Origin of the sequence: Paraoerskovia marina DSM 21750 (assembly GCF_000701465.1) — a bacterium.
In the GTDB taxonomy this organism is placed as follows: domain Bacteria; phylum Actinomycetota; class Actinomycetes; order Actinomycetales; family Cellulomonadaceae; genus Paraoerskovia; species Paraoerskovia marina.
The window spans coordinates 122,366-139,914 of sequence record NZ_JNIY01000009.1; the positions used below are offsets into that span (position 1 = coordinate 122,366).

Here is a 17,549-nt window from a genome sequence, read left to right on the forward strand (position 1 = left end):
CCTCGGTGCGCGCTGCGTAGAGATTGCCGTCCGGTGCGGGGTACCTCGCCTGCCACCGCGTTGATGGGAGCTTGCGCAGTCGGCCCCACGCCTCGCGGCGACTCTTCGCCGTCGTCGTCTCCGCCAGAGCCGTCCCCTCCTCTGGACCCTTCCCAACGCGTTCCGGCGGTGGCGCACGAAGCTCACGACACTCGGGTTCGTGCCCCCTGCGCGCCCTCGGAATGAACCTTCTGGTCCCGCGCGGGCGAGCTCGTCGCACGGCCGACACCAAGAAGCCCGGCTCAGCAGCGATGCTGCTGAGCCGGGCTTCTTTCTGCGACGCGCGAGCGTCGCCAGTGATCAGAGGTTGATCATGTGCCCCTCGAGGCCGTGGAAGCCCTCCTGCAGCGCCTCCGACAGCGTCGGGTGGGTGTGCACGTTGCGGGCGAGCTCGGCCGAGGTGAGGTCCCACTTCTGCGCGAGTGTCAGCTCCGGGAGCAGCTCGGAGACGTCCGGGCCGATCATGTGCCCGCCGAGGAGCTCGCCGAACTCGGCGTCGGCGATCAGCTTGACGAACCCGGTCGGCTCGCCGAGGCCGTGCGCCTTGCCGTTCGCCATGAACGGGAAGTTCGAGACCTTGATCTCGTGGCCCTCGTCCTTGGCCTGCTGCTCGGTGAGGCCGAAGCTGGCGACCTGCGGCTGGCAGAACGTGGCCCGCGGCATCATCCGGTAGTCGCCGAGCTCCTGCGTCTCCGCGCCGGCGATGGTCTCGGCGGCGACGACGCCCTGTGCCTCCGCGACGTGAGCCAGCATGAGCTTGGCGGTCACGTCGCCGATCGCGTAGACGCCGTCGACGTTGGTGCGCATGCGCTCGTCGATCTCGATGGCGCCGCGCTCGGTGAGCTGGACTCCGGTCTTTTCCAGGCCGAAGTTCTCGACGTTCGGGGCGAACCCGACGGACATGAGGACGCGGTCGACCTCGAGGGAGGACTTCGAACCGTCCTTGGCGGTGTACTCGACGGTGACGGACGAGCCGTTGTCGGTCACGGTCTCGACCTTGGTCGAGGTGAGGATCGGGATACCGATCTTCTTGTACTGCTTGGCGATCTCCTTGGAGACGTCCGGGTCCTCGTTCGGCAGTGCGCGGTCGAGGAACTCGATGATCGTCACCTCGACGCCGTAGTTGCGCATGACGTAGGCGAACTCCATGCCGATGGCACCGGCACCGACGATCGCCATCTTCTTGGGCAGCTCGCGCTCGAGGATCTGCTTCTCGTAGGTCACGACGTTCTCGGAGAGTTCCACGCCGGGCAGCAGGCGGACCTTCGAGCCGGTGGCGATGATGACGTTCTCACCCGTGACGGTCTGCGTGGAGCCGTCGGAGCCCTGGACCTCGATCGTCTTCGCGTCGACGAACGTCCCGCGGCCGTCGTACTCGGTGATCTTGTTCTTCTTCATCAGGAAGTGCACGCCCTTGACGCGCCCGTCGGCGACCTGGCGGCTGCGGTCGAAGGCTGCGCCGAAGTCGAACGTCGCCTCCCCGCTGATACCGAAGGTCTTCGCCTGGTGCGTGAAGATGTGCGCGAGCTCTGCGTTGCGCAGCAGCGCCTTCGACGGGATGCAGCCCACGTTGAGGCAGACACCGCCCCAGTACTTCTCCTCGATCACGGCCACGGAGAGTCCGAGCTGTGCGGCGCGGATCGCAGCCACATACCCGCCGGGACCGGCACCGAGGAGGACGACGTCATAGTGGTTCTCAGCCATGTCCACCACCTTAGTTGCCCCGAGGCGGTCGGCGCGCCCCCGGGCGCACGACGTGAGCAGACGAACACCCGGTACGTTGGGGTCGATGGCTGTGACGACGACGATGGACCTCAACGCCGACCTCGCCGAGGGGTTCGGCCGGTGGACCCTGACCGACGACGCCGCGCTGCTGGACGTGGTGACGAGCGCGAACGTCGCCTGCGGCTTCCACGCAGGTGACGCCCCGACGATGCGGCGGGTCTGCGACCTCGCCGTCGAGCGCGGGGTGAGCATCGGGGCGCACGTGGCGTACCGGGACCTGGCGGGGTTCGGTCGCCGGGCGATGGATGTCCCGGCGGGCGACCTCGCGGCGGAGGTCGCCTACCAGATCGGGGCGCTCGACGTCTTCGCGCGCGCCGCCGGTGCGCGCGTCGCCTACGTCAAGCCGCACGGCGCGCTCTACAACCGGGCGGCGTGGGACGTCGAGCAGGCGGTGGCCGTCGTCGAGGGCGTGGGCCTGGCGGGCAGCGGAGGACCGCTCCCGGTTCTTGGCCAGCCCGGGTCGGCCCTGCTGGTGGCGGCCGAACGGGCCGGGCACGAGCCCGTGGCCGAGGGGTTCACCGACCGCGGCTACCGCGCCGACGGCACGCTGGTCCCGCGCTCGGAGCCGGGAGCTCTGCTCACCGACGAGAAGATGATCGTCGCCCGGACCGTCGCGTTGGCCACGGGGCAGCCCGTCCCCGCCGCGGACGGGACTCCCGTCCGCGTGGATGCCCGGTCGCTCTGCGTGCACGGGGACTCGCCGGGGGCCGTCGAGCGTGCCGTCCGGCTGCGCGAGGCACTCGAGGCGGACGGCGTCGCGCTGCGAGCCTTCGCGTGACCGGTCTTCGGTCCCTGCGCGAGCGGAAGGCCTGACCGTGCACGTGCACCGGGTCGGGACCGACGCGCTCCTCGTCGAGGTCGACACCGTCGCGCAGGCCGAGGCCCTGCACGCCGAGGTCCTGCGCCGGGTCGAGGCCGGCCGTCTGACGGCCGTGGACGTCGTCCCGGCTGCACGGACCGTGCTCCTCGACGAGCTCGCCGATCGAGAGCGGCACGCACGGGAGATTCCCACGTGGTCGGTCCCGGAGGTCGGGGAGGCGTCCGGTCCCGTCGTCGAGATTCCGGTGCGCTACGACGGGCCGGACGTCGGCGACGTCGCGGCGGCCTGGGGCGTCGACGTCGCGGACGTCGCGCGGCTCCATCAGGAACCGACCTATCGCGTCGCCTTCGGGGGGTTCGCGCCGGGGTTCGGCTATCTGACCGGCCTTCCCCCGGACCGCTCGGTCCCGCGCCGGGCCTCGCCACGGACCGAGGTGCCGGCGGGGTCGGTGGCCCTGGCGGGCGAGTTCACGGGGGTCTACCCGCGGGCGTCGCCGGGCGGGTGGCAGATCGTCGGCACCGCGGTCGACGTCACGCTCTGGGACGTCGCCCGGACGCCCCCGGCGCTGCTGGTCCCCGGAGCACGGGTCAGGTTCCGGGAGGTCCGATGAGCTTCGTCGTCGTGCGGGCCGGTGCGCTGACGACCGTGCAGGACCGCGGACGCCCGGGGTACGCCAACCTCGGGATCGCGCGATCGGGGGCGCTCGACCTCGACGCGCTGACTCTCGCGAACCGCGCAGTGGGCAACGACGACGGCGCGGCCGTCCTGGAGACGACCCTGAGCGGGGTGGGACTGCGGGCGGTCGAACCGATGGTCGTGGCGGTCGCCGGCGCGCACTGCGCCGTGCGTGTCGACGGGCATCCCGTCGCCTGGGGTGCACCGGTGCTCGTCCGTGCGGGGCAGGTGCTCGACGTGGGGCCCGCGGCCCGCGGCGTGCGGAGCTACGTGGCCGTGCGCGGGGGAGTCGACGCGGCGCCCGCGTTGGGATCGCGCTCGCGCGACGTCCTGGGTTCCGTGGGCCCGGAGCCCTTGCGGGACGGGGAGAGGTACGACGTCGGTGCGGAGCCCGCGACGGACGGCGGGTGGCCCGGGCCTCTGGCCGCCCGCGACGTACCGGACGAGATCACGCTCCCGCTCGTGCTCGGCCCTCGCGCCGACTGGTTCACCGCCGGGGCGCGCCGCGCCCTGTGGGCTGCGACCTACGTCGTCGGGTCGGCCTCCAACCGTGTGGGGCTGCGGCTCCAGGGGGCGCCGCTCGAACGGCGTGACGGGGCCGAGCTGCCCAGCGAGGGGATGGTGCTCGGGGCGGTCCAGGTCCCGCCGGACGGTCAGCCGGTCGTCTTTCTCGCCGACCATCCGGTGACCGGCGGGTACCCGGTGATCGGGGTCGTGACGGCGGAGGGGGTAGGGGCGGCGGCGCAGGCTGTCCCGGGCTCCACCGCCCGGTTCGTCCGGGCCGTCGGCCCGTGACCGGGCGGACCGGTCAGACGACGCCCTGGGCGAGCATCGCGTCCGCGACCCGGGTGAAGCCGGCGATGTTGGCTCCGACGACGTAGTTGCCGGGGGAACCGTAGGTCTCGGCAGCCTCGAGGCAGCGCCCGTGGATGTCCGTCATGATGCTCGTGAGGCGTTCCTCGGTGTACTCGAACGTCCATGAGTCCCGACTCGCGTTCTGCTGCATCTCGAGCGCACTGGTCGCCACACCGCCCGCGTTGGCGGCCTTGCCCGGGCCGAACGCGACGCCTGCCTCGGAGAACGCCCGGACCGCCTTCGGCGTGCAGGGCATGTTGGCACCCTCGGCGACGGCGGTGCACCCGTTCGCGACGAGCCTCGCGGCCGCCGCGCCGTCGAGCTCGTTCTGCGTGGCGCTCGGCAGGGCGATGTCGCACGCCACGTCCCAGACGGACCCGCCGGAGACGTGCGCGACGTCGGAGCCCCGCTCCTCGGCGTAGGCCGAGAGCCGTGCGCGGCGCACACCCTTGACGTCCTTGAGGAGGTCGAGGTCGATGCCCTTCTCGTCGACGACGTAGCCGCCTGAGTCCGAGCAGGCGACGACCGTCCCGCCGAGCTGGTGGACCTTCTCGATCGCGAACGTGGCGACGTTGCCGGACCCGGAGACGACGACGCGCTTCCCCTCCAGGTCCTCGCCACGGGCACGCAGCATCTCGCGGGTGAAGATCACCGCCCCGTAGCCGGTGGCCTCGGTGCGGACCTGGGAGCCGCCCCACGTCAGGCCCTTGCCCGTGAGGACGCCCGACTCGTAGCGGTTGGTGATCCGCTTGTAGTACCCGAACAGGTACCCGATCTCGCGGCCGCCCACGCCGATGTCGCCGGCCGGGATGTCGGTGTGTTCACCGATGTGACGGTAGAGCTCGGCCATGAACGACTGGCAGAAGCGCATGATCTCGGCGTCGGAACGGCCCTTGGGGTCGAAGTCGCTCCCTCCCTTGCCGCCGCCGATCGGCAGGCCGGTCAGAGCGTTCTTGAAGATCTGCTCGAACCCGAGGAACTTGACGATGCCGAGATAGACCGAGGGGTGAAACCGCAGCCCACCCTTGAACGGTCCGAGTGCCGAGTTGAACTCGACGCGGAAGCCACGGTTGATGTGGACGACGCCGGCGTCGTCCACCCACGGCACCCGGAAGATGATCTGGCGCTCGGGCTCGCAGAGGCGGGCGATCACGTTGGCCTCCGTGTACTCCGGGTGCTTGGCCACGACCGGTCCGAGGGTCTCGAAGACCTCACGGGCCGCCTGGAGGAACTCGAGCTCGCCGGGGTTGCGGTCGACGACGGCGTCGTACGTCTTCTGCAGGGCGGCGTGCAGCTGTGGCATGGGACTCCTCGTGCGGATCTGACGGTCGTGGGGGCGGGACGTCGTTCAGTGAGTCGTGGTGACCGGGCACGAGTGGCGGCGGGTCCCGTTGAGGGTACTCACGGTAGAACCTATGACAGGAAAAACGAAAAGAAGGGAGATGTGTCAGGGTTTCGCAAAGCAGAAGTCTATGAGGGCCCGGGGTGGCGCGGTGAGTTCGCACCTCTCTGACCGCGCTCGAGGTGGTCGACGAGGGTCGCCTCCCTGTCATCGCCCCTGACTGCTGCGGCATCCTGACCGAAATGTGGTCCCAGGGTTCCACTATCTGTGAGGTTCGCCTAACCTATTCTCGTGACCGCATCCGACGGGCGACCCGCCTCCGACCTCGCCGCGCTGCTCGACATGCGCGACGTGGTGGTTCGCCACGTCCTGGAGGACGGCGAGACGGTCGAGGTGTCGCCGCGTGCCACTCCCGACGGCGTCAGCCTGCGCGTCGACGTCGGTGAGGTGGTGCTTCTCCTCGGTCCCTCGGGCAGCGGCAAGTCGACGCTCGCGCTCGCGGCCAACGGCCTGGTCCCGCACGTCGTCCCGGCCCGGATGGGCGGCACCGTCCAGGTCGGCGGTCGCGACACCCGCACGCACGAGGTGCCCACGCTCAGCTCCGCGGTGGCGACCGTCTTCCAGGACCCCGACGCCCAGGTCGTGACCGGGTCGGTCCTCGACGAGGTCTGTTTCGGTCCGGAGAACCTCCTGCTCCCCGTCGCGGAGATCGAGCGGCGGGCCGAGCTCGCGCTGCGACAAGTCGGGCTCTGGGAGCGGCGGGCCGAGGCCCCCGAGCGACTGTCCGGTGGCGGCCGTCAGCGTCTGGCGATCGCCTGCGCGCTCGCGCTCGGGTCGCCGCTCCTGGTCCTCGACGAGCCGACCGCCAACCTCGATCCCGCCGGCAAGGAAGAGGTCTACGACGTCGTCCGCGAGATCGCCGCGTCGGGCCGCCACGGCGTCCTGCTCGTCGAGCACGACCTCGACGCGGCGGCCGACCTGGTCGACCGGGTCGTCGTCCTCGACGGGTCCGGGCGCCAGATGGTCTCCGGTCCGTTGCGCACCGTGCTGAGCGAGCACATCGACGAGCTCGTCGCGCTCGGGGTGTGGCTGCCGGTGGCAACGCTGGCCGCGGTGCGGCTGGGCCTGCGCGACGGGCAGGGAAACCTCCCGGTCACCCCGGAGGAGCTGGCGACGCTGCTCTCCGCCCGGTCCGCCGCGGGCCGGCTCCCCGAGCCGCGAGTCGACGCCGCGCGGTCGGTCGCCCCCGGTGCGACGGTCATCGACGTGGACGGCCTGACCGTCCGCGCCCGACGCCGCACGATCGTCGACGACGTCTCGTTCCGCGTGACGGCGGGAGAGCTGCTCGCAGTCGTCGGCGCCAACGGGGCGGGGAAGACGACACTGCTCAAGGCGGTCGCCGGGGTCACCCGTCCGCCTCGACGCACGGTCCGCATCGCGGGGCTCGACCCCGCCCGTGCCGACGTGGCCGACCTGGCCTCGCGCGTCGGGTACGTCTTTCAGAACCCCGAGCACCAGTTCGTCACGGGAAGCGTCCGCGCAGAACTGCGGCACGGGCTGACCGTCCGGGGCGTCGCTCCGGACGAGTCCGAGGTCCGGGTCGAGGAGATGCTGGAGCGTTTCGGTCTGACGGACCTCGCGGCCCGGCACCCGTTCCTGCTCTCCGGCGGGCAGAAGCGGCGACTCTCGGTGGGCACCGCGATGATCTGCCGGCCCGAGGTGCTCGTCCTCGACGAGCCGACCTACGGGCAGGACCGCGAGCGCGCGGCCGAGCTGCTCGGCCTCCTGGACGCCCTGCACTCCGAGGGGACGACCGTCGTCCTCGTCACCCACGACATGCAGGTCGTCGCCGACCATGCCACGCGTGTCATCGCCCTCGCCGACGGGCGGATCGAGGCCGACGGACCGCCCGGTCTGGTGCTGAGCGACCAGCCGCTGATGCGCCGGTGCCACCTGCGTGCACCGCATCTGGCGCGCGCGACGTCGCACCTGCCCGCCCCGTGGAACACCGTCACCCGACTCGCCGACGTCCCGCTGTCCTCACCCACCGCACCGCAGACCGTGGAGATCTCCGCATGAGCGCCGCCACCGTCCAGGCTCCCGTCGTCGCCGAGCACGCCGTCGTCGCCGCACCCGCCCGCGCGTCCGCGCCGAGGCGTGCATTTCTGCGGACGGCCAACCCGCTCGTCTCGCTCGCGGGGCCGTTCCCGCTGATGGTCGTCGTGTTCTTCGTCGCCGACCTGCGGGTGCTGGCCGCGATGGGGGTCGCGACCGCGATCCTCGTGGTGGCAGGCACGCTGCCGGGGCCGCGGGTGAGCGCGGCCGTCCTGCTCGGTGCGCCCCTGACGGCGGGGATCGTCGCGGTCAGCTTCGGGTTCTGGGTGGACGCGGCCGCCGTCGCCTCGACACCGGTGCTGGTGCAGGCGGGCCCGTGGGCCTACCACGCAGGTCAGCTGGAGATCGGTCTGCTGACGGGTCTGCGCGTCGTCGACCTGATGCTCCTCGCCCTGCTCGGTGCCCTCGCGACGACCGGCCCCGACGTCGTCCGGGCGAGCATCCAGCACCTGCGGATCCCGTACCGGCTCGGGTACGCGGCGCTCGCCGCGGTCCGGTTCGTGCCCCGGTTCGGGCACGAGCTCGAGGTGATCCGCAGCGCGCACCGCGTCCGCGGGGTGGCGCGCGGTCGAGGACCGGTCGCGGCCACGCGGCGCCAGGCGGGCTACGCCGTCCCGCTCCTCGCCGGCGGGATCCGCCACGCCGAGCGCGTCTCGTACGCGATGGACGCACGGGCGTTCGGCGCACACAGCACGCGGACCGAGCGCACCACGCATCCGTGGAGGCTGCGCGACACGGCCCTCGTCCTCAGCTTCTGGGCGGCGTGCGTCGCCGCCCTCGTCCTCGCCGCCGGCGTCTGAGACGTCCGACCCACCTCCTGGAGAACCGATGAAGTCCGTCACCACCCGCTACCTGATGACCTGCGCCGCGATCGGCGCGGCGGCCGGTGTCCTGCTGATCCCCGTGAACTTCCTCGCCTTCGCGTTCACGGCCACGGCCCCGATGCTCGTCGCCGTGATTGTGGGGTTCTGGCTGGTCGGGCCGGTGACGGCGCTCGCACTGGTCCGTCGGCCCGGTGCGGCCCTCCTGACGAGCGGCGTCTCGGGCGTCATCTCGATGGCGAGCCCCGCCGGGCCGAGCGCCATCGTCACCACGCTGATGGTCGGAGCAGCGCTCGAGCTCGGGTTCCTGATCACGTTCTACAAGGTCTGGAAGCCCTGGCTCTTCTACGCCACCGCCACCGCGTTCCAGCTGTACTACCTCTACACCGCCTTCACGTTCTACGAGATGGAGACCACCTCGACCTGGACGCAGGTGCTCTTCTGCACGCTGATGATGGTCAGCGCCTGGGCGGCGGTCTGGGCCGGCCTGCGGCTCGCGGCCCGGCTCGCGGACACCGGTGTCGCACGCGGCCTCGCACCACGGCGGACGGTGGCCAACGCCGACACGGCCCGGGCGGATGTCTGATGGCGCGGGCGCGCGCGACGAAGCCCGTCGACCCGCAGGTCCTCATCGTCGAGGTGGTCCGTACGGCGCGGATCTCCCCGAGCATCGTCCGGGTGACACTCGGTGGCGACGGTCTGGGACAGCTCACCGCGTTGGGGCGTGACCAGTGGTTCCGCCTCTTTCTGCCCCGTGAGGGCCAGGACTCGCTGCGGCTGCCGACCCGGACGTCGGCGCTCTGGTACGCCCAGTACCTGACCACGCCCAAGGCGCAGCGCCCGCACGTCCGTGCCTACACCGTGCGGGCGGCACGCCCCGAGGAGCGCGAGCTCGACGTCGACTTCGTCGTGCACGTCGACGCCGACGGGACGAGCGGTCCGGCCGCGACGTTCGCCCTGACCGCCGCGCCGGGCGACCAGGTCGGGATCCTCGACCAGGGGATCTCGTACTACCCCGAGCACGAGCACGACTGGACGCTCGTGGTGGCGGACGAGACGGGCCTGCCCGCGGTCGCCGGCATCTGTGCGTCGCTGCCCGAGGACGCGCGGGGCCTCGTCCTGGCGGAGATCCCGACCGCGGCGGACGCCCAGGAGTTTCCCGTGCCTGTCGGGGTCGAGCTGCGCTGGGTCGTGCGGGACGAGGCCGGGCACCAGGCGGACGACGGGGTCCCGGGGCGGGCGGTGCTCGCTGCCCTGCACGCCGCGGAGCTTCCCGCCGGGACGGTGTACGCCTACACGTGCGGCGAGTCGGCCCTCGCGACGGGCGCCCGACGACACCTCGTGACCGAGCGCGGGGTGCCGAAGAACCACGTGGACTTCGTCGGGTACTGGCGCCACGGGCACGCCGCGGCCTGAGCTCGCGACGCTAGAGGTCGCTCGAGCGTGACGCCCAGAGGTTGATGCCCGGGTCACCCTCGACGCTGTCGACGGCGGCCTCGATCGCGTCCAGCTCGGCCGCGGAGACCGGGGGGTCGTCCAGGGCGGCCAGACTGTCGTCGAGCTGCTCCACGGTCCGCGCACCGACCAGGACCGTGGTCACCCGCGGGTCGCGCAGCACCCACCGCAGGGCGAGCCGGGGCAGGCTCGTGCCGCTCTCCCGCGCGACGGCGTGCAGCGCCCGGATCCGGGTGAGGTTCGCCTCCGAGAGATACTCGGGCCGCAGCGAGACACCGGTCGCTGCGCGAGAGTCGGCCGGCACGCCGTCCAGGTACTTGGTCGTGAGCATCCCCTGCGCGAGGGGAGAGAAGGCCACCAGGCCCATCCCGCGCCGCTCCGCGACGTCGAGCACCGAGTCGCCCTCGTCGTCCGGCTCCTCGATCCAGCGGTTGAAGACGGAGTACGAGGACTGGTGGAGGGTGAGCGGCAGGCCGAGGTCGTCCGCCACGGCCAACGCCTCCCGGGTCCGCCGCGCCGAGTACGAGGAGATCCCCGCATACCGCGCACGCCCTGTCCGCACTGCGTGGGCGAGCGCGCCGATCGTCTCGGTCAGCGGTGTGCTCGGGTCGAACCGGTGGCTGTAGAACACGTCGACCGAGTCGGTGCCGAGGGCGCGGAGCGAGCGGTCCAGGGACGCGAGAAGGTACTTGCGGGAGCCCCCGTTGCCGTAGCGGCCCGGCCAGGCGTGATATCCCGCCTTGGTCGTCAGCACGATCTCGTCCCGACGCCCGCGGAGCTCCGACCGCAGGACGTCGCCGACGAACTCCTCGGCCGCGAACGGCGGCGGCCCGTAGTTGTTGGCGAGGTCGAGGTGGACGACACCGCGCTCGACGGCGTGCAGCAGCACCCGCCGTCGGTCCGCACGCGCCGTGGCCTCGCCGAAGTTCTGCCAGAGGCCCAGCGAGATCGCCGGGAGGTCGAGGCCGGAGCGGCCGGCCCGTCGGAGGGGAAGCGTCATGCCCCGACGCTAGACCAGGGTCAGGACCCCGAGCACGCCGATGGCGAGTCCGAGGACGAGCGAGACGCCGATCAGCACGGCGTGGACCGTGAGGAAGCGCGTCGCGCGTCCACTCGCATCGCGCGACCGAGGGTCCTTGGCGATGCGCTGCCAGAAGCGCGGCCAGATCAGCAGGTTCCACGCACCGGTGACGACGAGAAGGACGGACCAGATCAGGGGGAGTTCCACGGCACCAGTATCCCGCGTCGCCAGGGCACGAGGGGCACGTGTGAGGATGAGTGCATGACAGAAGACCTCGCCGCCCTGATCGCCGACGTCGAGCAGCAGGAGTGGGACCTCGTCCTGACCTCGTTCACGCACGACGACGCATGGAACCTCGGGTGCCTCGTCGTCGAGATCGCGCGCGACCGCGGCCTTCCGATCGTCGTCGACGTCCGGCGGGGACGGCAGCAGATGTTCCACGCCGCGCTGCCCGGCTCCACCCCGGACAACGACTCCTGGGTCGAGCGCAAGGTGCGTGTCGTCGAGAGGTTCGGCGCGTCGTCGTACCTGCTCGGCCTCCGCGCGCGTCTGCGCGGCCAGTCGTTCAGCGAGCAGCACCAGCTTCCGTTCCAGGAGTACGCCGCCGCCGGCGGTGCGTTCCCGGTGCGCGTCGACGGCGTCGACATCGTCGGTGTGCTGTCGGTCTCGGGCCTCACGCAGCAGGACGACCACGCGCTCGTCGTGGAGGCGCTCACCAGGTTCCGGGCCATGTCGGCCGACGCGTGAGCCGTCGGCTCACCCCGACGGTGCCGGCGCAGTACGCCGACGCCCGCGCAGGACGCCTTCCCGAGCCGTGCGAGGTCCGCGAGGGGCTGTGGTCGATCCCCGTGCCGATGCCAGGGGCCCGGCTGCCCTACAGCCTCGCCTACGCGCTGACGGACGGCGGCGGGGGAGTGCACGTGGTGGACCCGGGCACGGCGTCGGACGACGGATGGGACCGGCTGGTCGCGGGAATCTCCCGTCTCGGGAGGTCGGTCGACGACGTCGCGTCGGTGACCTGCACGCACATGCACCCGGACCACCTCGGGCAGGCGACCCGCCTCGCGGACGCGTCGGGCGCCGTCGTCGCCGTGCACCGTGCAGAGGCCGCCGGGATGGAGGCACTCCGGTCCGGACGGCGCGGGATCGTCGGATCGATCGACCCCGCCTGGGGTGTGCCCGACGAGCACCGGGCGGACCTGGAGGCCGCGCACCAGGTGAGCGGCACGGCCCCCTGGATCGACGTCGACCGGGAGCTCGAGGACGGCGACCGGCTCGACATCCCGGGGCGCCGCGTCGAGGTCGTCTGGACGCCGGGACACACCGGCGGGCACGTCTGCCTGCGCGAGAGCGAGGAGAAGGTGCTGCTGACCGGAGACCACGTACTCCCCGTCATCAACCCTGGCCTCGGGCTCGGTGGCCCGACGGCGAGCAACCCGCTCGCGGACTACCTTGCGTCCCTGGACCGGGTCGCGATCTGGGACGAGGACGAGGTGTGCCCCGGGCACGGATACCAGTTCGTCGGGGTGGCACAGCGGTGCGCCGAGCTCGCCGCGCACCAGCGGGCGCGCCTCGACGAGGTCGAGCGGGCGCTCGCGGCCGGGGCAAGGACGGCGTGGGACGTCGCGGCACGACTGACGTGGACCGGTGGGTGGGAGCGGCTCGCAGGCTTTCGCCGTGCGTCCGCGATCGCCCAGACCGCGATGATGATGCAGCACGTCCGCGGCGCCCAGGTGTAGGTGACCCCGGACGCCGCGGACGGAGACTCAGACCGTGGCCGAGACCTCGTCGGCACCAGGACCGGTCTGCTGTGCGGCCAGCTGGTCCGCCTCGTCCTCGGCGGCCCACGGCGCGAGGCCGAGGCTCGGCACCATGTGCGCCAGCGACCCGCGCCACTGCTCGAACTCGGAGGGGAAGCAGCGCTCGAGGACGGAGACCATCGCCGAGACCGCGGTCGACGCCCCGGGGGAGGCGCCGAGCAGACCCGCGATCGAGCCGTCGGCGGCGGTGATGACCTCGGTGCCGAACTCCAGCGTGCCGCCCTTGTCAGGGTCCGTCTTGATGACCTGGACACGCTGGCCGGCGGTGATGCGCTCCCAGTCCTTCGGGTGAGCCTCCGGGTAGAAGGCCTGCAGTGCGCTGAACTTGGTCTCGGGGCGAGCTGTGAGCTGCTCCAGCAGGTATCGCGTGAGCGGGATGTTCTTGAGTCCCGCGCCGATCATCGCGCCGAGGTTGTGCGCCTTGATCGAGGTGACCATGTCGGTCATGCGGCCGCGCTTGAGGTACTTCGGCGAGAAGCCCGCGTAGGGGCCGAACATCAGGTACGACCGGCCGTCGACCACGCGCGTGTCGAGGTGCGGGACGGACATCGGCGGCGAGCCCACGTCCGCCTTTCCGTAGACCTTCGCCTGGTGCTTCGCGACGATCTCCGGGTTGCTGGTGCGCAGGAACTCGCCGGAGATCGGGAAGCCGCCGTAGCCCTTGATCTCGGGGATCCCGGACTTCTGCAGCAGCGGGAGCGCCCCGCCGCCGGCGCCGACGAAGACGAAGCGGGCGTTCACGGTCCGCTGGTGTCGGCTGGCGTTCCACGAGACGTCGCGGACGCGCAGGCGCCACGAGCCGTCGGCACGCTTGGACAGGTCGGTGACCTCGTGCTGCAGGTGCAGGTCTGCCGTGTGCGCGGTCGCGTGGTCGACGAGTCCGCGGGTGAGTGCGCCGAAGTCGACGTCGGTGCCGGACTCGGCACGCGTCGCCGCGACGGGTACCTCGGGGTCGCGGCCCTCGACGAGCAGGGGGGTCCACGAGCGGATGACCTCGGGGTCGTCGCTGAACTCCAGGTCGCTGAACAGCGGGTGGGCGCTGAGGGCGGCGTGGCGACGACGCAGGTAGTCGACGTTCTCCGCGCCGCGGACGAACGTCATGTGCGGAGTGCGGGAGATGAACGACTGGCTCGGGTCGAGGTGGCCGGCCGCGGAGAGGTGGTGCCAGAACTCGCGCGAGGCCTGGAACTGCTCGTTGATCGCGACAGCCTTGTCGGTGTTGATCGTGCCGTCGGGCATCTCGGGCGTGTAGTTCAGCTCGCAGAGCGCCGCGTGCCCCGTGCCCGCGTTGTTCCACGGGTTCGAGGACTCCAGCGCGACGTCGTCGAGCTTCTCGAAGATCGCGATCTTCCAGGTGGGCTCGAGCTCGGTGAGCATCGCGGCAAGAGTGGCGGACATGATGCCACCGCCGACGAGTGCGACGTCGACGTTCTCGTGGTTCGCGGCAGAAGACATAGGGACGAGGGTAACCCTTGTGAAGGTCTGCACTTTTGTGATGCGCATCACGCGCTCGGGTCACATCCCGGGATCTGACGCCGTGTCTGTGCAGGTCAGGCGCGCGCCCTGCGCTCGTGCCGTGATCGTCCGGCGCCGTGTGCGATGCGTCACGTCCGGCAGGGCGTGCCGGAAGGAGGTCGGAGGCGGACGAGTTCTGCCCGCCGATGGCTGCGGCGGCCCGTCGGGCCTAGCGTTCCTCCTATGCGAACCGAGATGACCCCGGAGCGCCGGGTGCTGCTCGTCGCCGTACTCGCCTCCTTCGTGTCGTTCCTCGACGGGACCGTCGTCAACGTTGCACTGCCGGCGATCGCCGACGAGTTCGTGGGCGCGGGCGGCGACGCGCTCGCCCTCCAGCAGTGGGTGGTCGACGCGTACCTCATCACCCTCGGCGCGTTCATCCTCGTGGCCGGGTCGGCGGCCGACGTCTACGGACGCCGTCGCGTGATGATGTGGGGGTTGATCGGGTTCGGCGTCACGTCCGTCGCCTGTGCTCTCGCACCGACCGGACCCGCGCTCGTGCTGGCCCGCGCCGCGCAGGGGGTCGCCGGTGCGCTGCTCGTCCCGAGCTCGCTGGCGATGATCGTCGGCACGTTTTCGGGCCCGGCGCAGGGCCGGGCGATCGGACGCTGGACCGGTTGGACGGGAACCGCGATGATCGTCGGTCCGCTGCTCGGCGGACTGCTCGTCGACACCGTGGGCTGGCGATGGGTCTTCGGGATCAACGTCCTGCCGATCGCCGTGACGCTGTGGCTGCTGCGGGGCGTGGAGGAGTCGAGGCCCGCCACCGGGCGTCGTGTCGACGTCGTCGGTGCGGTCCTGGCCGCCGTCGGCCTCGCAGGCCCGGTGTTCGCGCTCATCGAGTCGGCACGCTTCGGGTGGTCGTCCCCGGTCATATGGGTCCCGCTCGCCCTCGGTACCGCGTGCCTGGTCGGGTTCGTCCTGTGGGAGCTGCGGACCCCCGACCCGATGCTCCCGCTGCGACTCTTCCGGGAGCGCAACTTCGCCGTCGGGAACCTCGCGACCGTCGCGGTGTACGGCGCGCTCGCCCTCGGACCCTTCCTCGTCACGCTCTTCGTCCAGCAGGTCGGCGGGTACTCGGCGACCGCGGCCGGGCTCGCACTGCTGCCGGTCACCCTCGTGATGCTGGTGATGTCCGGGCGGTTCGGCGATCTTGCCGCCCGTCACGGGGCGCGGTGGTTCATGGGCGTCGGACCCCTGGTCGCGGCGGCCGGGTACCTGCTCATGCTCCGGACCGACGCGGACGCCGACTACTGGACGGACCTGCTGCCGGGCGTCCTGGTCTTCGGTCTCGGACTCGCGTGCACCGTCGCGCCGCTGACCTCGACGATCCTCGCGGCGGTTCCCGAGGCGGACGCCGGGATCGGCTCGGCGGTCAACAACGCGGTGTCGCGGATCGCAGGGCTCGTGGTCATCGCCTTCGCCGGGCTGATCGTCGGCGACGCCCTCGACGTCGACGGCCTGCACCGGGGCCTGCTGGTGACCGCCGTCCTGCTCGTCTGCGGCGGCGTCGTCAGCCTGGTCGGGATCCGCGACGACGTCCGGCAGGAGCGCTAGCCGCGATCGCGCGCCACCCGCTCGACCTCCCAGACCGGTTCTGGCGTCTCGATGACGTGCCCGTCGGCACCGAAGACGAAGTACCGGTCGAAGGAGCGGGCGAACCAGCGGTCGTGCGTGACGGTGACGACCGTGCCGTCGAACCCGGCGAGGCCCGCCTCGAGGGCCTCGGCAGAGTGCAGGTCCAGGTTGTCGGTCGGCTCGTCGAGGAGAAGCAGGGTTGCGCCCCCGAGCTCGAGCAGGAGGATCTGCAGCCTGGCCTGCTGGCCGCCCGAGAGCGTCTCGTACCGCTGCTCGGCCTGGCCCACGAGGCCGTAGCGGTCGAGCACCTTCGAGGCTTCCTCCCGTCCCATGCCGCGGCGATGTCCCTCGCCGCGGTGCAGGATGTCGAGCAGCGTGCGTCCCTCGAGCTCGGCATGCCCGTGGTTCTGTGCGAACCAGCCGGGCCGGACCCGTGAGCCCAGAGCAGCGCGACCCGTGTGCGTCACGGGGTCGATCGCGGGCGAACCCTCGGCGGGCTCGTGCTCCCGGTCGGGGCTCGAGCCCCCGCGGGCGAGGAGCCGCATGAAGTGGCTCTTTCCGGAGCCGTTGGACCCGAGCACGGCGACGCGCTCGCCGTAGAAGAGCTCGAGGGAGAACGGCTTCATCAGACCGGAGAGCTCCAGGTCCTGGCACGTGACGGCTCGCTTGGCCGTCCGGCCGCCGGTGAGCCGGACGCGGACGTTCTGCTCGTGCGCGAGCTGCGGGGGAGGGCCGACCTCCTCGAACTTGCGGAGCCGGGTCTGCGCAGCCTGGTAGCGCGAGGCGAGGCCGTCGTTGAACGCCGACTTGTTCTTCAGCGTGTTGACGAGCTCCTTGAGCTTGGCGTGCTCCTCGTCCCACCGGCGCAGCATCTCCTCCGAGCGTTCGCGCCGGTCCTCCCGCGCTGCGGCGTAGGTGCTGAATCCTCCGCCGTGGACCCAGATCTGCGCACCGTTCGTCCCGGGCTCGAGCGTCGCGACGTGCGTCGCGGTGTTGGCGAGCAGCTCGCGGTCGTGCGAGACGTAGAGGATCGTCTTCGGCGACGCGGTCATCTCGGCCTCGAGCCACCGTTTGGTGGGCACGTCGAGCGCGTTGTCCGGCTCGTCGAGCAGGAGCACCTGCTCCGGGCCGCGCAGCAGCGACGTCAGGACCAGGCGCTTGCGCTCGCCTCCGGACAGGGTGCGCAGCTCGCGCCACTGCGCCTGCTCGAAGTCGACGCCGAGGACCTCGCTGCAGACCTTGTCCCACTCCAGCTCGGCGTCGTATCCGCCCACGTCCGCCCAGTCCGCGATCGCCTGGGCGTAGCGCATCTGCGACGGCTCGTCGTCGACCGTCATGATGAGGTGCTCCGCGGCCTGGATCTCGGCGGCGGCGGCGCGCAGGGCGGGCGGGGAGACCTCGACGAGCGCGTCGCGGACGGTGGTGCTCTCGTCGGCGCGGACGACCACCTGGCGCATGACGCCCAGGCCCCCGGTGACGGTGGCTCCGCCCCGGTGGGCGGCGAGGTCGCCGGTGACGATGCGGAGGAGGGTGGTCTTGCCCGCACCGTTCGGGCCGACGAGTGCCACGCGAGAGCCCTCGCCCACGCGGAGCGAGATGCCGTTGAGAAGCGTCCGCCCGTCGGAGAGCTCGTAGCCGACGTCGGAGATGTCGATATGACCCATGGGGTCATCATCCCCGACGCCGGTGACGCGACCGAACGATTATC

Annotated in this window: 16 protein-coding genes and 1 pseudogene; 10 read left to right on the forward strand and 7 right to left on the reverse strand. The window is 71.7% G+C overall.

Translation table 11 applies throughout. From position 1 onward, the window contains the following. Window positions 1-19 precede the first annotated feature (19 nt). Window positions 20-451 (reverse strand): annotated as a pseudogene (locus tag Q343_RS15775) (hypothetical protein); the annotation flags it as partial. Then, on the reverse strand, window positions 340-1,743 hold the full coding sequence (lpdA, locus tag Q343_RS0111985; RefSeq protein ID WP_029253812.1) for a dihydrolipoyl dehydrogenase: 1,404 nt from the start codon (window positions 1,741-1,743) through the stop codon (window positions 340-342). The pseudogene Q343_RS15775 and the gene lpdA, both read right to left, overlap by 112 nt. A gap of 85 nt (window positions 1,744-1,828) precedes the next feature. Between lpdA and Q343_RS0111990 the strand changes: the two genes are divergently transcribed. Genes Q343_RS0111990 through Q343_RS0112000 form a run of 3 tightly spaced genes read left to right on the forward strand, consistent with a single transcriptional unit; the run spans window position 1,829 to window position 4,114 of the window. Next, window positions 1,829-2,602 (forward strand): LamB/YcsF family protein, encoded by a 774-nt coding sequence (locus Q343_RS0111990; protein ID WP_029253813.1) that lies wholly within the window; start codon window positions 1,829-1,831, stop codon window positions 2,600-2,602. Window positions 2,603-2,639: 37 nt separating this feature from the next. Next, window positions 2,640-3,254, forward strand: a complete 615-nt coding sequence (locus Q343_RS0111995) for a 5-oxoprolinase subunit B family protein (RefSeq protein WP_043110043.1) — start codon at window positions 2,640-2,642, stop codon at window positions 3,252-3,254. Beyond that, entirely contained in the window at window positions 3,251-4,114 is an 864-nt protein-coding gene (locus tag Q343_RS0112000) for a 5-oxoprolinase subunit C family protein (RefSeq protein ID WP_029253815.1), read from the forward strand. The genes Q343_RS0111995 and Q343_RS0112000 overlap by 4 nt, the downstream gene beginning before the upstream one ends. Window positions 4,115-4,127: 13 nt before the next feature. Here the strand turns inward: Q343_RS0112000 and gdhA are convergent, their stop codons facing one another. Beyond that, on the reverse strand, window positions 4,128-5,477 hold the full coding sequence (gene gdhA / locus Q343_RS0112005) for an NADP-specific glutamate dehydrogenase (RefSeq protein WP_029253816.1): 1,350 nt from the start codon (window positions 5,475-5,477) through the stop codon (window positions 4,128-4,130). 330 nt (window positions 5,478-5,807) lie between these two features. On the opposite strand from gdhA, the gene Q343_RS0112010 reads away from it, so the two are divergent. The 4 genes from Q343_RS0112010 to Q343_RS0112025 are packed head-to-tail and all read left to right on the forward strand — an operon-like array spanning window position 5,808 to window position 9,868. Next, window positions 5,808-7,595, forward strand: coding sequence for an ABC transporter ATP-binding protein (locus Q343_RS0112010; protein ID WP_248616826.1), 1,788 nt, complete (start codon window positions 5,808-5,810; stop codon window positions 7,593-7,595). Continuing rightward, the gene (locus Q343_RS0112015; protein WP_052367175.1) at window positions 7,592-8,431 is read left to right on the forward strand and encodes an energy-coupling factor transporter transmembrane component T; all 840 of its coding nucleotides are present in this window, start codon (window positions 7,592-7,594) and stop codon (window positions 8,429-8,431) included. Before Q343_RS0112010 ends, Q343_RS0112015 begins: the two co-directional genes overlap by 4 nt. A 28-nt stretch (window positions 8,432-8,459) precedes the next feature. Beyond that, window positions 8,460-9,038: an ECF transporter S component gene (locus Q343_RS0112020; protein ID WP_029253819.1), complete on the forward strand. Its 579-nt coding sequence runs from the start codon at window positions 8,460-8,462 to the stop codon at window positions 9,036-9,038. Then, window positions 9,038-9,868, forward strand: a complete 831-nt coding sequence (locus tag Q343_RS0112025) for a siderophore-interacting protein (RefSeq protein WP_029253820.1) — start codon at window positions 9,038-9,040, stop codon at window positions 9,866-9,868. Before Q343_RS0112020 ends, Q343_RS0112025 begins: the two co-directional genes overlap by 1 nt. A gap of 10 nt (window positions 9,869-9,878) precedes the next feature. Here Q343_RS0112025 and Q343_RS0112030 read toward each other — a convergent pair whose 3' ends face one another. Then, window positions 9,879-10,907, reverse strand: coding sequence for an aldo/keto reductase (locus tag Q343_RS0112030; protein ID WP_029253821.1), 1,029 nt, complete (start codon window positions 10,905-10,907; stop codon window positions 9,879-9,881). A 9-nt stretch (window positions 10,908-10,916) separates the two neighbouring features. Further along, window positions 10,917-11,135: an SCO4848 family membrane protein gene (locus tag Q343_RS0112035; protein WP_029253822.1), complete on the reverse strand. Its 219-nt coding sequence runs from the start codon at window positions 11,133-11,135 to the stop codon at window positions 10,917-10,919. Window positions 11,136-11,189: 54 nt separating this feature from the next. On the opposite strand from Q343_RS0112035, the gene Q343_RS0112040 reads away from it, so the two are divergent. Together Q343_RS0112040 and Q343_RS0112045 are read left to right on the forward strand one after the other, a co-directional pair. After that, on the forward strand, window positions 11,190-11,675 hold the full coding sequence (locus Q343_RS0112040; protein WP_029253823.1) for a heme-degrading domain-containing protein: 486 nt from the start codon (window positions 11,190-11,192) through the stop codon (window positions 11,673-11,675). Then, on the forward strand, window positions 11,672-12,667 hold the full coding sequence (locus Q343_RS0112045) for an MBL fold metallo-hydrolase (protein ID WP_052367176.1): 996 nt from the start codon (window positions 11,672-11,674) through the stop codon (window positions 12,665-12,667). Before Q343_RS0112040 ends, Q343_RS0112045 begins: the two co-directional genes overlap by 4 nt. Before the next feature lie 27 nt (window positions 12,668-12,694). Here Q343_RS0112045 and mqo read toward each other — a convergent pair whose 3' ends face one another. Further along, the gene (gene mqo / locus Q343_RS0112050; RefSeq protein ID WP_081829807.1) at window positions 12,695-14,251 is read right to left on the reverse strand and encodes a malate dehydrogenase (quinone); all 1,557 of its coding nucleotides are present in this window, start codon (window positions 14,249-14,251) and stop codon (window positions 12,695-12,697) included. Between the two features lie 195 nt (window positions 14,252-14,446). Here mqo and Q343_RS0112055 point away from each other — a divergent pair, with 195 nt between their 5' ends. Beyond that, a complete protein-coding gene (locus Q343_RS0112055; protein WP_043110044.1) occupies window positions 14,447-15,820 on the forward strand; it encodes an MFS transporter in 1,374 nt (457 codons plus the stop codon). Here the strand turns inward: Q343_RS0112055 and Q343_RS0112060 are convergent. Continuing rightward, on the reverse strand, window positions 15,817-17,505 hold the full coding sequence (locus Q343_RS0112060; RefSeq protein WP_029253827.1) for an ABC-F family ATP-binding cassette domain-containing protein: 1,689 nt from the start codon (window positions 17,503-17,505) through the stop codon (window positions 15,817-15,819). The two genes, Q343_RS0112055 and Q343_RS0112060, sit on opposite strands and share 4 nt — an antisense overlap. Window positions 17,506-17,549 lie beyond the last annotated feature (44 nt).

Excerpts from the sequence above, each read along its gene's own strand:
- lpdA (WP_029253812.1), bottom strand. The coding sequence starts at position 1,743 with ATGGCTGAGAACCACTATGACGTCGTCCTCCTCGGTGCCGGTCCCGGC.
- Q343_RS0111990 (WP_029253813.1), top strand. The coding sequence starts at position 1,829 with ATGGCTGTGACGACGACGATGGACCTCAACGCCGACCTCGCCGAGGGG.
- Q343_RS0112000 (WP_029253815.1), top strand. The coding sequence starts at position 3,251 with ATGAGCTTCGTCGTCGTGCGGGCCGGTGCGCTGACGACCGTGCAGGAC.
- gdhA (WP_029253816.1), bottom strand. The coding sequence starts at position 5,477 with ATGCCACAGCTGCACGCCGCCCTGCAGAAGACGTACGACGCCGTCGTC.
- Q343_RS0112015 (WP_052367175.1), top strand. The coding sequence starts at position 7,592 with ATGAGCGCCGCCACCGTCCAGGCTCCCGTCGTCGCCGAGCACGCCGTC.
- Q343_RS0112020 (WP_029253819.1), top strand. The coding sequence starts at position 8,460 with ATGAAGTCCGTCACCACCCGCTACCTGATGACCTGCGCCGCGATCGGC.
- Q343_RS0112025 (WP_029253820.1), top strand. The coding sequence starts at position 9,038 with ATGGCGCGGGCGCGCGCGACGAAGCCCGTCGACCCGCAGGTCCTCATC.
- Q343_RS0112030 (WP_029253821.1), bottom strand. The coding sequence starts at position 10,907 with ATGACGCTTCCCCTCCGACGGGCCGGCCGCTCCGGCCTCGACCTCCCG.
- Q343_RS0112040 (WP_029253823.1), top strand. The coding sequence starts at position 11,190 with ATGACAGAAGACCTCGCCGCCCTGATCGCCGACGTCGAGCAGCAGGAG.
- mqo (WP_081829807.1), bottom strand. The coding sequence starts at position 14,251 with ATGCGCATCACAAAAGTGCAGACCTTCACAAGGGTTACCCTCGTCCCT.
- Q343_RS0112055 (WP_043110044.1), top strand. The coding sequence starts at position 14,447 with ATGCGAACCGAGATGACCCCGGAGCGCCGGGTGCTGCTCGTCGCCGTA.
- Q343_RS0112060 (WP_029253827.1), bottom strand. The coding sequence starts at position 17,505 with ATGGGTCATATCGACATCTCCGACGTCGGCTACGAGCTCTCCGACGGG.